We start from the raw sequence: 14,820 nt of genomic DNA, 5'->3' as shown, positions 1-14,820 counted from the left end.
TGTGGCTGCTGATCTGTCGCAGATCGTGAAGGCGTACGACGTACGCGGAGTGGTTCCGGACCAGTGGGACGAGACACTGGCCGGCCTCTTCGGCGCCGCCTTCGCGGAAGTGACGGACGCGTCGGCGATCGTCGTCGGCCACGACATGCGGCCCTCGTCCCCCGGCCTGTCCCGCGCCTTCGCACGCGGCGCGGCGGACCGCGGCGTGGACGTCACCGAGATCGGCCTGTGCTCCACGGACCAGCTGTACTACGCCTCCGGCGCGCTGGACCTCCCGGGCGCGATGTTCACGGCCTCCCACAACCCCGCCCAGTACAACGGCATCAAGCTGTGCCGCGCGGGCGCCGCCCCCGTCGGCCAGGACACGGGTCTCACGCAGATCCGCGAGCTGGCCGAGCGCTGGCTGGCGGAGGGCGCCCCGGAGCCCGCGGCCCGGCCGGGAACCCTCTCCTCGCGCGAGACGTTGGAGGATTACGGGGCGTACCTGCGCTCCCTGGTCGACCTCGCCTCCATCCGTCCCCTGAAGGTCGTGGTCGACGCCGGCAACGGCATGGGCGGCCACACGGTGCCCTCGGTCTTCGTCGGCCTGCCCCTGACCCTCGTCCCGATGTACTTCGAACTGGACGGCACCTTCCCCAACCACGAGGCCAACCCGCTCGACCCGGCCAACCTCGTGGACCTCCAGAAGCGGGTCCCGGCCGAGGGCGCCGACCTCGGCATCGCCTTCGACGGCGACGCCGACCGCTGCTTCGTCGTCGACGAGCACGGCGACCCGGTCTCCCCGTCCGCGATCACCGCCCTGGTCGCCGCCCGCGAACTGGCCCGCAACGGCGGCTCGGGCACCGTCATCCACAACCTGATCACCTCCCGCACGGTCCCGGAGGTCGTACGGGAGATCGGCGGCACCCCGGTCCGCACCCGGGTCGGCCACTCCTTCATCAAGGCCGAGATGGCCCGCACCGGCGCCATCTTCGGCGGCGAGCACTCGGCCCACTACTACTTCAAGGACTTCTGGAACGCCGACACCGGCATGCTCGCCGCCCTGCACGTCCTCGCGGCCCTCGGCGGCCAGACGGGTCCGCTGTCCGCCCTGGTCGCGCAGTACGACCGCTACGCCGGCTCCGGCGAGATCAACTCCACGGTCGCCGACCAGTCCGCCCGCCTCGCCGCGATCCGCGCCGCCTACGAGGGCCGCGCCGACGTCACCCTCGACGACCTCGACGGCCTCACGGTCGCCGCGGCCGACTGGTGGTTCAACGTCCGCCCGTCCAACACGGAGCCGCTCCTCCGCCTGAACGCCGAGGCGAAGGACGAGGCGACGATGACCAAGATCCGCGACGAGGCGCTGGCGATCATCAGGGGCTGAGCCCCCAGCCCATCAGCGGTACTCTGACCGGGCATATCCACAGACACACACCCGCCCTCCGAAGGGACACCCCATGGCGCTCGAAGCCGGCCTCCTGGAGATCCTCGCCTGCCCGGCCTGCCACGCCCCCCTGAAGGAGCAGGACACCGAGCTGATCTGCACCGGCCAGGACTGCGGCCTCGCCTACCCGGTCCGCGACGGCATCCCGGTCCTGCTGGTCGACGAGGCCCGCCGCCCGGCGTGACGAGGCCCCTCACCGCGTAGGACCTTAGGTCGTAGGACCCCAGGACTCCCGGCGAGTCGTAGGCCAGGACTCCCGGCGATCGGAGGCTGCCGCCCATGCTGGACGAATCGCTGCTCGACACCCCCGAGGGCCTCGCCGAGGCCGACCACAGAGGTCTGCTGCGCGGCGCGGCGGAGGCCGGCGCCCGCGTCCGCACCGCCGCCCGGCACGCCGCCGAGGCCGGCGTCGGCGACCTCAAGCCCGACGGCCGCCCCCGCGCGGTCCTCATCGCGGGCCCCGGCGCCGCCGCCACCCACACCGCCGACCTCCTCGGCACCCTGGCCGGCGTCGGCAGCCCCGTCGTCCGGCTCGCGCCCTCCGGCGTCGCCCCCGCCGCGGGCGCCCTGCGCTGGGAGCTGCCGGGCTGGACCGGCTCCGTGGACCTGCTGCTCATCGCCACCCCGGACGGCACCGAACCGAGCCTGTCCCTCCTCGCCGACCAGGCCTACCGCCGCGGCTGCTCCGTCGCCGGCGTGGCCCCGCCGAACACCCCGCTCGCCGAGGCGGTCGCCGGCGCGCACGGCCTGTTCGTACCGATGGCCACGGCACCGTACGACCAGGAGGAGCCGCTCGCCGCGTCCTCCCCCGGCGTCTTCTGGGCGCTGCTGACCCCGCTGCTGGCGCTGCTGGACCGGATCGGTCTGCTCACCGCCCCGCCCGACGCCCTGGAGAAGGTCGCCGACCGCCTCGACCACATCGCGGAACGCTGCGGCCCCGCCATCGCCACCTACAGCAACCCGGCCAAGACCCTCGCCGCCGAACTCGCCGACGCCCTGCCCGTGGTGTGGACGGAGGGCACCTCGGCCGGTCCGGCGGGCCGCCGGTTCGCCGCCGCCCTCGCCGAACTCGCCGGGCGCCCCGCCCTGGTCGCCGAACTGCCCGAGGCGCTCGCCGAACACAGCGCCCTGCTGGCCGGTCCGCTCGCCGCCAGCGCCGACCCGGACGACTTCTTCCGCGACCGCGTGGAGGAGCCGCCCGCGCTGCACGCGCGCGTGGTCCTGCTCCGCGACCGCCCGATCAGCGGCCTCACCGCCGCCCCCGCCGCCCGGGACGTGGCCCTCAGCCACGACACCCCGATCAGCGAGCTGGAACCGGAAGAGGGCGGCGAACTGGAAACCCTCGCGGAACTGATCGCCGTCACGGATTTCGCCGCCGTTTACCTGGCGCTCGCCTCGGGGGCCTGATCTGGCTCCTGGCCGACCGACCGCGCCGCCGGTGGCGCGAGGAGAGACGAAGGCGGCCGAGCCGCGTACGTACGGAGACAGAGAAGACACATGGACCGCCTCGACAACACCGTCCGCCCCTACGCCTGGGGCTCCGCCACCGCCATCCCGCACCTGCTCGGCGTCGAGCCGACCGGTGAACCCCAGGCGGAGATGTGGATGGGCGCGCACCCGGGCGCGCCCTCCCGCACCGCGCGGGGGACCCTCGTCGAGGTCATCGAGGCCGACCCGGAGCGGGAACTCGGCGCCCGCGCGGTCGCCGGCTTCGGCCCGCGCCTGCCGTTTCTCCTCAAGATCCTCGCCGCCGGCGCGCCCCTGTCGCTCCAGGTCCACCCCGACCTGAAGCAGGCCCAGGAGGGATACGCCGACGAGGAGCGGCGCGGCATTCCCGTCGACGCGCCGCACCGCAACTACAAGGACGCCAACCACAAGCCCGAACTGATCTGCGCGCTCACCGAGTTCGACGGCCTGTGCGGCTTCCGCGACCCGGTCCGGACCGCCGGCCTGCTCGACGGGCTGGGCATCGACTCCCTCAAGCCGTACGTCGACCTGCTGCACGCCCACCCCGAGGACGCCGCCCTGCGCGAGGTCCTCACCGCGATCCTCAGCGCAGACCCGCAGGAGATGGCCCACACGGTCGCCGAGGCCACCGCCGCCTGCACCCGCCTCGGCGGCGCCTACGCCCCCTACGCCGACATCGCCCACCACTACCCCGGCGACCCCGGCGTCATCGCGGCCATGCTGCTCAACCACGTCCGTCTCCAGCCCGGCGAGGCCCTGTTCCTCGGCGCCGGCATCCCGCACGCCTACCTCAACGGCCTCGGCGTCGAGATCATGGCCAACTCCGACAACGTCCTGCGCTGCGGCCTGACCCCCAAGCACGTCGACGTTCCCGAACTCCTCCGCGTCGTCCGCTTCGAGGCCGGCGACCCGGGCGTACTGCGCCCCGAGGCCTCCCCGGACGGCGAGGAGCTCTACGAGACGCCGATCGACGAGTTCCGGCTCTCCCGGTATGTCCTCCCCGCCGGCGGCGCCGCCCACGACCTCACCCGGGAGACCCCGCAGATCCTGCTCTGCACGGCCGGTGCCGTCCGGGCGGGCGAGCACGAACTGGGGCCCGGACAGTCGGTGTTCGTCCCGGCCGGCGAGAAGGCGGAGATCTCCGGCGCGGGCACGGTCTTCCGCGCCACCGTGATCGTATGACCAGGGCTGTGGACGGCCGGTTGATCATATGACCGCGGTTGTGGACGCCTGACGCACCGGTGCGCGGCAGGGCTGCAAGAATGGCCCACCGGCAAAGGCCGGGCAAAGCCGGGCGCCCGCGACGACGGACGCACGAGGGCGACAGAGGCCGACAGAGGCGAAGGGACAACGCGGACACATGAGCGCGTCAGGCGGTACCAAGGCGATCGTGGCGGCACTCGGCGCCAACCTCGCGATCGCGGCATCGAAGTTCGTGGCGTTCGCGATCAGCGGCTCCTCCTCGATGCTCGCCGAGGGCGTCCACTCGCTCGCCGACTCCGGCAACCAGTTCCTGCTCCTGGTCGGCGGCAAGAAGGCCCAGCAAGTGGCCACACCGCAGCATCCCTTCGGCTACGGCCGCGAGCGCTACATCTACGCCTTCCTCGTCTCGATCGTCCTCTTCTCGGTCGGTGGCATGTTCGCCATCTACGAGGGCTACGAGAAGATCAGTCACCCGCACGACGTCGAGCACTGGTACTGGCCGGTGGGCGTCCTCGTCTTCGCGATCATCGCCGAGGGCTTCTCCTTCCGCACGGCCATCAAGGAGTCGAACCAGCTGCGGGGCGGACTGTCCTGGTCGCAGTTCGTCCGCCGCGCCAAGGCCCCCGAACTGCCGGTCGTCCTGCTGGAGGACTTCGGCGCGCTCATCGGCCTGGTCCTCGCCCTCGGCGGCGTCGGCCTCGCCCTGATCACCGGCGACGGCGTCTGGGACGGCATCGGCACCGTCTGCATCGGTGTCCTGCTCGTCCTGATCGCCCTCGTGCTGGCCGCCGAGACCAAGTCGCTGCTGCTCGGCGAGGCCGCCGGCATCGAGGAGGTCAAGAAGATCGAGGCCGCGATCGTCGACGGCGAGACCGTGCCGCGCGTCATCCACATGCGCACGCTGCACCTCGGCCCCGAGGAACTGCTCATCGCCGCCAAGATCGCCGTCCGGCACGACGACACGGCCGCCGAGGTCGCCGGCGCCATCGACGCGGCCGAGGCCCGCGTCCGCGCCGCCGTCCCGATCGCCCGCGTCATCTACCTGGAACCCGACATCTACAGCGAGGCCGAGGCCGCCAAGGGCCCCGACCCGGAGGCCACCCCCGGCGGCCCGAACCCGCACCCCGCCGGCCCCTGAGCCCCCTCACGAACGCCGGCCCCTGAGCCCCCTCACGAACGCCGGCCCCTGAGCCCCCTCACGAACGCCGGTCCCTGAGCCCCCTCACGAACGCCGGTCCCTGAGCCCGCTCAGGAACGCCGGTCCCTGAGCCCGCTCAGGAACGATGGTTGCTGAGTCCGCTCGCGAACGTCGGTCACTGAGTCCGCTCGCGAACGACGGGGCCCGCCGATCCTTCGGCGGGCCCCGTCGCTTGTCGGCCCGACATCCCGGCCCGTCCGGCCGTCACAGCCAGCCGGCTGGCCCATCCGCCGTCACAGTCGGCCGCGCGGCCCACCCGCCGTCACAGCCGTCCGGCTGGCCCTGTCCGTCGTCAGGGCGGCCGCGCGGGCCCGTTCTCGCCACAGCCGCCCCGGCCGCGCAGGCCTCGTCGTCACCGCCGCCCGGCCGGTCCGATCCCTTGTCAGACCGGCCGCACCGGCCACGGCGCGGGCGGCACCTGCACCGGCCTCCGCCGCCGTACGGCCCACGCCCCGATTCCCAGCCCGATGCCGGTCAGGACGAGCACGCCTCCGACAAGCGTGAACGCGAGGAGCAGCGCCGGGGCCGTACGGTCGCCCGCCACCCGGCCCCGCACCGCGTCCGCGGACACCGTGCCGTCCTGCTCGTCGAGGTGGAAACGCGAGTCCTGGGAGTTCGCGCGGTAGTCGCCCAGCAGGAACAGCCGGCCCCGCGGGACCGTCACGTCGTACGGCTTGTGTGCGCCGTCCGCGTCGCCGCCGCGCACGTACGGCTCCTCGACCGGCCGCCCGTTCACGGTCACCCGCTCCCGCGAGCCCACGTGCGCGCAGCACACCACCCGGTCGCCGCCCACGCCGATGACCCGCTTCATCAGGAGTCCGTCGAGCACCCCGTAGGACTCCGGTGCCCTGAACATCACGACGTCGCCGCGCCGCACCTCGCTCCCGTCGACGTGCTCCCAGAAGACCCGGTCGCCCCGCTCGTACGTCGGAGACATGCTGCTGCCGCCCACGGTGGAGGCTCCGTACGCCGTCCGCAGACAGGCGAAGCCGCCGATCGCCAGTGCCAGACCCAGCGACGCCACCACGAGCGCCGCGATCCCGAGCCTTCGCCCTCTTCCCACCATGTCCCCTCCAGCCAAGCGGTCCGTCCGCGGCGCGGACAATAGCGGCCCGTCGTGAACCAACGGCACGAGCCCCCAGCCGACAGGGACGACAGGGACGCGGGTGCGGATGTGGGGCCGGGGTGGCGAGGCCGGGTGTGTGGAGCCGTGGATCCGATGCGGGGGAGGGGCTGAGCGAGTTCGGATGCGCTGGGCGCGGATGTGTGAGCTGGGTTGAGTGGGACCGGACTGGCGGAGCGCGGATGCTTGAGCCGGGATGTGTGGGGCCGAGTTAGCGAGTTCGGATGGGCGGAGCCTGATGTGCGGGCTGGGATGGGCGGGTCCGGGTGCGCGGAGCGCGGAGGCTTGGGTCGGGATGTGCGGGGCCGGGATGTATGGGGCCGGTTGAGTGAGTCCGGATAGGCGGAGCCTGCTGCGCGGGATGGGATGAGCGGGTCCGGGAGCGAGGAGCCCGGCTGCATGAGACAGGTTGCGAGCCCGGATGTGCGCGGCCCTGATGCGTGGGCGGTTTTGGCGCGCCCGGGTGCGCGGAGCCCGATGCGCCCGCTGGGACGAACGAGCCTGGACGTGCGGAGCCCGGATGTGTGGGCCCCGCACATCCCGGCCTCAGCTCACCCGACCTCGCCGAGCACGGCGAGTACCGCCCGCTCGTCCGGTGCCGTGAGCAGCCGCTCCCGGAAACCGGCGTCCATCAGCTTGCGGGACAACATTGCGAGGATCCGCAGGTGCTCGTCCCCTGCGGCCGCCTCCGGTACGGCGATCATGAAGACGAGCCGGGCCCGCGTACCGTCCGGAGAACCCCACTCGACGCCCTCCGCCGACCGTGCGAACCCGACGACCGGCGCCGTCACCGCGTCCGTCTTGGCGTGCGGGATGGCGATCTCCTCGCCCAGCCCGGTCGTCCCCTGCTCCTCACGCCGCAGCGCGGTCGCCACCAGCTCCGTCACGTCGGCGACCCGTCCGCTGCGCGCCAGCAGCTCCGCCATCTCCCGGATGGCGGCGTCCTTCTCGTCCGCCCCGAGTGCCACCCGCACGGTCCGCCCGGTCAGGTACCCGGACAACACCTCGGGCCCGGCCCCCACGACCTCTTCCTCCGCCCCCGTCTCCTCCACAGGGCTCAGCGGCGCAGTGGCCTTCCCCGGGGCCCCCTTTTCCGAGCCGCGCTCCGCCAAGACGGCATCTCCCGCGACGGCACCTTCCGCGACGGAACCTTCCGAGACCGAACCTTCCGCGTCGGAACCTTCCGAGACCGAACCTTCCGCACCCGAGGCCCGCATCACACCGCCCTCAACCGCTCCACCCTCGACGGCACCGCTCTCGACCGCACGGCCCTCGACGGCACCGCTGTCGACCGTACGGCTCTCGACCGGACGGCCCTCGACGGCACCGCTCTCGACCGTACGGCCCTCGACGGCACCGCTGTCGACCGTACGGCTCTCGACCGGACGGCCCTCGACGACACCGCTCTCGACCGTACGGCCCTCGACGACACCGCTCTCGACCGTACGGCCCTCGACGGCACCGCTCTCGACCGGACCGCGGTCGACCGCCCCGCCCCCGACCGAACCACCCTCGACCGAACGGCCCTCAACCGCCCCGCCCCCGACCGGCGCGAGTTCCCGGTCCGCCTGCCCCGGTATGACCGCCCCGGAAGTCGCCCCGGAGGTCGATCCGGCCGGCACCGGTGCGGCCCCACCGGCATCCCCACCGGCATCCCCACCGGCGGCCTCGGCCCGCCCCCGGCGCCCGGTCACGTCCACCAGCGCCACCGTCGCCAGTGCCGTCACCACCGTGCCGATCACCACGGCCACGAAGAACATCGGCACCCCGCTCACCGCGCCCAGCACCGCCACGATCGGCCCGCCGTGCGGCACCGCGTCCTTCACCCCGGCCAGCCCCGCGACCGCACCGGCCACCGCGCCACCGAGCATGTTGGCCGGGATGACCTGCGCCGGCCGCGCCGCCGCGAACGGGATCGCGCCCTCCGAGATACCGAAACACCCCATGAACAGGGCCGCGAGACCCGTCTCCCGCTCCTGTTCGGTGTAGAGGCGCCGGCGCACCAGCGTGGCCAGACCCTGCCCGAGCGGCATCACCGGGATCGCCGCCGCACACATGCCCATCACCGTCTGGTTGCCGCTCGCGATGAGCCCCGCGCCGAACAGGAACGCCGTCTTGTTGACCGGCCCGCCCATGTCGAACGCGATCATCAGTCCCAGGATCGCGCCGAGCAGCACGGCGCTGGTACCGGTCATCCCACCGAGCCAGTTCGTCAGGTGCTCGAACACCCAGGAGATCGGCTTGCCGATGACATAGATGAAGAACAGCCCGAGCGCCGTCGTCGCCACGATCGGGATCACGATGATCGGCATGATCGGCTGCACGAACCTCGGCACCCGGACCTTCTTGATCAACAGCACCAGATACCCGCCGAGGAACCCGGTGACGATCGCCCCGATGAAGCCCGCGCCGGCCTCGGAGTCGTACAGCGCCCCGGTGTTGGCTATCCAGCCGCCGATCATGCCCGGCACCAGCGCGGGCCGGTCGGCGATGGCATAGGCGATGTACCCGGACAGGACCGGGATCATCAGCTGGAAGCCGATCCCGCCGACCGCGTTGACGTGGGCCCAGAAGGTGCCCTCCGGGATCACATAGCCCTTGGCCGTCGCATGGCCGCCCAGCGCCAGCGAGACCGCGATCAGCAGACCGCCGACGACCACGAACGGGATCATGTACGACACGCCGTTCATCAGTGCCTTGTAGACCGGACCCCGCTCCCGGCCGCCGCGCGACGGGGGCGCCGCCGGACCGGCACCGGCCCCGTCCACCCCGTGCACGGGCGCCGACCGCACCCGCTCGATCAGCTGCTCGGGATGGCGGATTCCCTCGGCGACCCCGACCGTGAGCACGCGCTTGCCCACGAAACGGCTCAGGTCCACGTCCTTGTCGGCGGCGACGATGACGCCGTCCGCGGTTCTGACATCGTTGTCATCGAGGACGTTCTCGGCCCCGATGGATCCTTGCGTCTCCACCTTCATCCCGATGCCCCGGCTCGCGGCGGCCTGCGCGAGCTTCTCCGCCGCCATGTACGTGTGCGCGATGCCGGTCGGGCAGGCGGTCACCGCCAGCAACCTCAACGGCTGCCGCTCGTCATCGCGGCCACCCGTGGCGGGTGGCCCGGCCGGACTGGTCACGTCGTTCTCCTCACGCTTCGTCGCGCGCGACGCCGCCCCGGACGCCTCGCGAGCGGAACCGGAGCTCCCGGTCCCCCTGCATCCTGCACCACCCCACCACCGGCCCAAAGACGCAAAAGTCCTGGTTCACGCCGGTCCGTCGGCCCTGGTTCCACGCTTTCCGCACAACCGCGGGCGCCTGCTCCCACCCCCCAGAACGCCTCGAATCCGACCGGAGGAATCAGTGGACGGACTGGGGACGACCGGCTGGTCCGGTGTAGCTTGGGACGGAGCCAGACGTCGCTGCTGATGGCGGTCGGGCGGTCCCACACGGACCGACCGAGGGAGAGAGGGCCTCCGACGGACTGCGCTGCGCGCACGTGGGCATGCCTGTGTCCTCTTCTCGGGCACCCCTGTGTCCGCCGCCGCGCAGACCAGCCGTACCCACCTCGACCCAACCCCGAGGAGCAGCTCGCAATGACCACTGTCGACAACCGACAGGACTTCAAGGTCGCCGACCTCTCGCTGGCCGAGTTCGGCCGCAAGGAGATCACCCTCGCCGAGCACGAGATGCCGGGCCTGATGGCGATCCGCAAGGAGTACGCCGAGGCGCAGCCGCTGGCCGGCGCTCGTGTCACCGGCTCCCTGCACATGACGGTGCAGACCGCCGTCCTCATCGAGACCCTGGTCGCCCTGGGCGCGCAGGTCCGCTGGGCCTCGTGCAACATCTTCTCCACCCAGGACCACGCGGCCGCCGCGATCGCGGTCGGCCCGAACGGCACGCCGGACGACCCGCAGGGCGTTCCGGTCTTCGCCTGGAAGGGCGAGACGCTGGAGGAGTACTGGTGGTGCACCGAGCAGGCGCTGACCTGGCCGGACAGCCCTACCGGTGGCCCGAACATGATCCTGGACGACGGCGGTGACGCCACCCTCCTCGTCCACAAGGGCGTCGAGTACGAGAAGGACGGCAAGGTCCCCTCCGTCGACACCGCCGAGTCCGACGAACACCGCGTCATCCTCGAGCTCCTGCACCGCACCATCACGGACGGCTCGCAGAAGTGGACCCAGCTGGCCTCGGAGATCCGCGGTGTCACCGAGGAGACCACCACCGGTGTCCACCGTCTGTACGAGATGCACCGTGACGGCACCCTGCTGTTCCCGGCGATCAACGTGAACGACGCGGTGACGAAGTCGAAGTTCGACAACAAGTACGGCTGCCGGCACTCGCTGGTGGACGGCATCAACCGCGCCACCGACGTCCTCATCGGCGGCAAGACCGCCGTCGTCTGCGGCTACGGCGACGTCGGCAAGGGCTGCGCCGAGTCCCTGCGCGGCCAGGGCGCCCGAGTGATCATCACCGAGATCGACCCGATCTGCGCGCTCCAGGCGGCGATGGACGGCTACCAGGTCACGACCCTCGACGAGGTCATCGACAAGGCCGACATCTTCGTCACCACGACCGGCAACAAGGACATCATCATGGCCGCCGACATGGCCAAGATGAAGCACCAGGCCATCGTGGGCAACATCGGTCACTTCGACAACGAGATCGACATGGCCGGCCTGGCGAAGATCCCCGGCATCGTCAAGGACGAGGTCAAGCCGCAGGTCCACACGTGGACGTTCCCCGACGGCAAGGTGATCATCGTGCTGTCGGAGGGCCGCCTGCTGAACCTGGGCAACGCCACCGGCCACCCGTCGTTCGTGATGTCCAACTCCTTCGCGGACCAGACCCTGGCCCAGATCGAGCTGTTCACCAAGCCCGACGAGTACCCGACCGACGTGTACGTGCTGCCCAAGCACCTCGACGAGAAGGTCGCCCGCCTCCACCTGGACGCGCTCGGCGTCAAGCTCACCAAGCTGCGCCCGGAGCAGGCCGCGTACATCGGCGTAGAGGTCGACGGCCCGTTCAAGTCGGACCACTACCGCTACTGATCCGGTGATCCATACGCCGGTGATCCCGTAGCCCGGCCGCCGGGGAAGTGCGCCGGTCCACCGACGCACTTCCCCGGCACCAGGTCCTCCGAGGCAGGCCCCCGCACCCCCGTGCCGGGGGCCTGCCCCTTTGGCCCCCCGACCTATGGCTTCCGGCCGGACCAGCCCGTCAAGACCCAGGACCCCCATGCCCCGCGGCCGCTATTCGCTCCATGATCCGCACGATCACACCCCCCTCGCAGACGAGCATTTCCAGTGCGCCCCCGGCCCGTCCGGCTGGCGCTATGTCTCCCGGCTGACCGGCCCCGCCGGCGACCAGCGCGGCTCGGTGGATCTCGCCCTCGACGACCTCGGCCGTCCCATCCGCCTCGAACTGCACGCAGGCGGCTGGCAGGTGCGCGGCGCCGCCATCGACGGTGTCACCTGGGTCCGCACGGACCCCACCGGCGCCCATGCCATCGAAGGCAATGTGCGCGCCCACGCCTTCACCGGCACGTCCCCCGCGTTCCTCGTCGCCACCGCCCGTCTCCTGCGCCTCACCCCCTCGTCCGCCGCGACCCGCGTACGCCTCGTGGCCTTCACCGACCCCGTCCTCGCCCCCCGCACCGTGGACCAGTCCTGGGCTCTGGTGAACAGCGAAGCACACGCCACTGACAACGGCCCCCTGACCGTGGACGAATACCAGGTCACAGCCCTGGACACCGGCGAACAGCACGCCGTCCACATCGCCGGCGACGTCGTTCTGTCCGCACCCGGCGTCGAGCTGGAGGACCTCAAGTCACCACCGTCGGCGTTCGACTGACCCGGCACCGTCAGCGGACCCGGGCTCGGCGACCGTCGCCTGACGGCACCTCTCCACGCCGCGGCGCGAGCCGCCCTACGCCGGCGGCGCGAACCCGGTCGCCGGTCGACCGGCCTGTTGCTGGTCGTCCTGCGCCGGCGAGGAAGCCAAGGGGGTCTGCGCCTGCCGGGCACCGTCCTGGTCCGGTGCCGGCCGGCCGGAATTCCCGGACCCCGGCCCCGCCACCGAAGGCGAGTACGAAGTCGACGAGGCAGGAGCCTCGTAGGAGACCGGGGACTGGTACGAGGTGGCAGGCGGGTGGGCGACCGGGGACTGGTACGGCGCGGCAGGCGGGTGGGCGACCGGCGGTGGGGGCGAGACGGGTGCGCTCCCCGGCGGGACGGCCGGCGGGGCGAAGCCGCCACCCGCCGCACCACTGCGACCGAACGCCAGTCGGGCCTCACGCGTCTGTCGCTCGTGCACCACGGCGGCCAGAAAGGCGGCCGGAGGCACATCCGACGGCACGGAAGCACCCGTACGAACCGCGAGTTCGACCGCCAGCCGTTGCGCCATACCCGCCGACACCTGCGGATCGAGCTGCTGCATCCGGGTCAGGTACTGCCGGACGGCGAGCCAGAGCCCGTCCGGCACCGCCGACAGGTCCAGCTCGGCGAACCGCCCCGCCAGCCACGGAGGCGGGGGCGGGACGAAGCCGGTGCGCCCGGCGGGTATCCGCTCACGCACGACCAGGGTGCCCGCGAACACATCCCCGAGCCGCCGCCCGCGCGCCGAGACCAGCGAGGCGATACAGGCCACCACCCCGAGCGTCATCAGGATCTCGACCACCCCGATCGCGCCCCGCACCAGCGCGTGCCGGAACCGGATCGGCCCACCGTCGTCCCGTACCACCCGAAGCCCGAAGGCCAGCTTCCCCAGGGAACGCCCGTGACTGAGCGTCTCGACGGCTATCGGCCCGCCGACCAGCACGAGCAGAAACGTCGCGATCGACAGCGCCACCCGCGCGGCCTCGTCCAGCGACGCCGTCGACGCCACCAGCACCATGATCACGACGATGTACGCGACCACCGTCACCACCAGGTCGAGCAGCACGGCCAGCGCCCTGCTCGGCAGCTTCGCGGGCCGCAGCTCGAGGGCCACCGCCTCGCCCGTCACCAGCTCACTCACGCCCGCCGCCTTTCCCTGGTCCGCCCCCTGAACCGCAAGTCTGCCAAGCTGTGGGCGCGTCACGGCGCAGTACGACAAGCTGACAGCAATCACGAGCGCCCACGACGAGCCGTGGACGACCAGTCGAGGAGCAGGCAGACCCGATGGACCTGGACGTCTTCGTCTCCGTACACCGAGCGGAATGGGACCGGCTCGACGCACTGCTCCGCCGTCGGCGCCGGCTCACCGGCGCGGAGGCCGACGAACTCGTCGCCCTCTACCAGCGGACCGCCACCCACCTCTCCCTCATCCGGTCCAGCGCACCGGACCCGCAACTGACCGGACGGCTCAGCCAGCTCGTGGCACGCGCGCGCAGTGCCGTCACCGGCACCCGCCGCGCATCATGGCGGGACGTCACGCGCTTCCTGGGCCAGGGGTTCCCGGCCGCCGTCTACCGCGCTCGCCACTGGTGGGTGCCCACGGCCCTCGTGTCCACGGTGATCGCGGTCCTCCTGGGCTGGTGGATCGGCACCCATCCCGAGGTCCAGTCGTCCATCGCGGCGCCCAGCCAGCTCCGTGAGCTGACCCGTCCCGGCGGCGAGTACGAGACCTACTACTCCAGTCATCCCGCGGCCGCGTTCGCCGCCCAGGTATGGACGAACAACGCTCAGGCGGCCGCGATGTGCCTGGTCCTGGGCGTCTTCCTGGGCCTGCCCGTGCTCTGGATCCTCTTCCAGAACATGCTCAACCTGGGCGTGGGCCTCGGCCTGATGTCCTCGGCAGGCCGCCTCGACACGTTCCTCGGCCTTGTCCTTCCGCACGGCCTGCTCGAACTGACGGCGGTCTTCGTCGCCGCCGGTACCGGCCTGCGCCTGGGCTGGACACTGATCGATCCCGGGCCGCGCACCCGGCGTGCGGCTCTCGCGGAGGAAGGGCGAGCCGCCATCGGCATGGCGATCGGCCTGGCCCTGGTCCTCTTCGTCTCCGGGGCCATCGAAGGCTTCGTCACCCCCTCCGGCCTGCCCACCTGGGCTCGCATAGCAATCGGGCTCGTGGCCGAGCTGGCATTTCTGGCGTACGTGTACGTCCTCGGGGGGCGCGCGGCGCGCGCGGGCGAGACAGGCGATCTTGATGCGACCGATCGCAGCGCGTCCGTGCCCGCGGCCGCCTGATGTGCATCCGACCCCTGTGAGCTGCTAGTCTCCTCTTCGCCCCGCAAGAGCCGTTGACACGGAGGGAGTGGGGAGGTAGATTCAAACAGTTGCCTAGAAGTGGACATGTCCCGAGGCAGCCGCTAGAATCTAATCGCTTCTTCAGAAGTCGTGAACGACGTTCCGAGAAGCAACCCCCCGATAACTCAGAAATGAGTGGCCGGTCAGACCGGCCAAGAACTTCTGATAAAGTCGGAAC

At 71.8% G+C, this 14,820-nt stretch carries 11 protein-coding genes; 8 read left to right on the top strand and 3 right to left on the bottom strand.

From position 1 onward, the window contains the following. The first annotated feature begins 1 nt into the window (after nt 1). From JK361_RS21480 to JK361_RS21460, 5 genes are all read left to right on the top strand, one after another. Nucleotides 2–1,366, top strand: coding sequence for a phosphomannomutase/phosphoglucomutase (locus JK361_RS21480; RefSeq protein WP_201820808.1), 1,365 nt, complete (start codon nt 2–4; stop codon nt 1,364–1,366). A 73-nt stretch (nt 1,367–1,439) separates the two neighbouring features. Then, nucleotides 1,440–1,610, top strand: a complete 171-nt coding sequence (locus JK361_RS21475; protein ID WP_161287591.1) for a Trm112 family protein — start codon at nt 1,440–1,442, stop codon at nt 1,608–1,610. A gap of 95 nt (nt 1,611–1,705) precedes the next feature. Continuing rightward, nucleotides 1,706–2,833: an SIS domain-containing protein gene (locus JK361_RS21470; protein WP_201820806.1), complete on the top strand. Its 1,128-nt coding sequence runs from the start codon at nt 1,706–1,708 to the stop codon at nt 2,831–2,833. A gap of 90 nt (nt 2,834–2,923) precedes the next feature. Next, nucleotides 2,924–4,075 carry a mannose-6-phosphate isomerase, class I gene (gene manA, locus JK361_RS21465; protein WP_201820805.1) on the top strand — a complete coding sequence of 384 codons (1,152 nt, stop codon included), beginning with the start codon at nt 2,924–2,926 and terminating at the stop codon, nt 4,073–4,075. Between the two features lie 178 nt (nt 4,076–4,253). Next, complete coding sequence (locus JK361_RS21460; protein ID WP_201820804.1) at nt 4,254–5,234, top strand: cation diffusion facilitator family transporter; 981 nt, start codon at nt 4,254–4,256, stop codon at nt 5,232–5,234. 442 nt (nt 5,235–5,676) lie between these two features. Here the strand turns inward: JK361_RS21460 and lepB are convergent, their stop codons facing one another. Then, complete coding sequence (gene lepB / locus JK361_RS21455) at nt 5,677–6,360, bottom strand: signal peptidase I (RefSeq protein ID WP_201820803.1); 684 nt, start codon at nt 6,358–6,360, stop codon at nt 5,677–5,679. Nucleotides 6,361–6,968: 608 nt separating this feature from the next. Further along, nucleotides 6,969–9,551, bottom strand: coding sequence for a fructose-specific PTS transporter subunit EIIC (locus JK361_RS21450; RefSeq protein ID WP_201820802.1), 2,583 nt, complete (start codon nt 9,549–9,551; stop codon nt 6,969–6,971). Nucleotides 9,552–10,007: 456 nt separating this feature from the next. On the opposite strand from JK361_RS21450, the gene ahcY reads away from it, so the two are divergent. Further along, a complete protein-coding gene (gene ahcY, locus JK361_RS21445; RefSeq protein WP_201820801.1) occupies nt 10,008–11,465 on the top strand; it encodes an adenosylhomocysteinase in 1,458 nt (485 codons plus the stop codon). Between the two features lie 187 nt (nt 11,466–11,652). Beyond that, nucleotides 11,653–12,267 carry a hypothetical protein gene (locus JK361_RS21440; protein ID WP_201820800.1) on the top strand — a complete coding sequence of 205 codons (615 nt, stop codon included), beginning with the start codon at nt 11,653–11,655 and terminating at the stop codon, nt 12,265–12,267. Nucleotides 12,268–12,342: 75 nt separating this feature from the next. Here JK361_RS21440 and JK361_RS21435 read toward each other — a convergent pair whose 3' ends face one another. Beyond that, entirely contained in the window at nt 12,343–13,431 is a 1,089-nt protein-coding gene (locus JK361_RS21435) for an RDD family protein (protein WP_201820798.1), read from the bottom strand. A gap of 143 nt (nt 13,432–13,574) precedes the next feature. On the opposite strand from JK361_RS21435, the gene JK361_RS21430 reads away from it, so the two are divergent. Beyond that, complete coding sequence (locus JK361_RS21430) at nt 13,575–14,582, top strand: stage II sporulation protein M (protein ID WP_201820796.1); 1,008 nt, start codon at nt 13,575–13,577, stop codon at nt 14,580–14,582. The last annotated feature ends 238 nt before the right edge of the window (nt 14,583–14,820 follow it).

The sequence above is a fragment of the Streptomyces musisoli genome (genome assembly GCF_016741855.1).
Classification (GTDB): Bacteria; Actinomycetota; Actinomycetes; order Streptomycetales; family Streptomycetaceae; genus Streptomyces; species Streptomyces musisoli.
The sequence above is the reverse complement of the archived record's forward strand: the minus strand, read 5'-3'. Positions and strand labels throughout refer to the sequence as shown.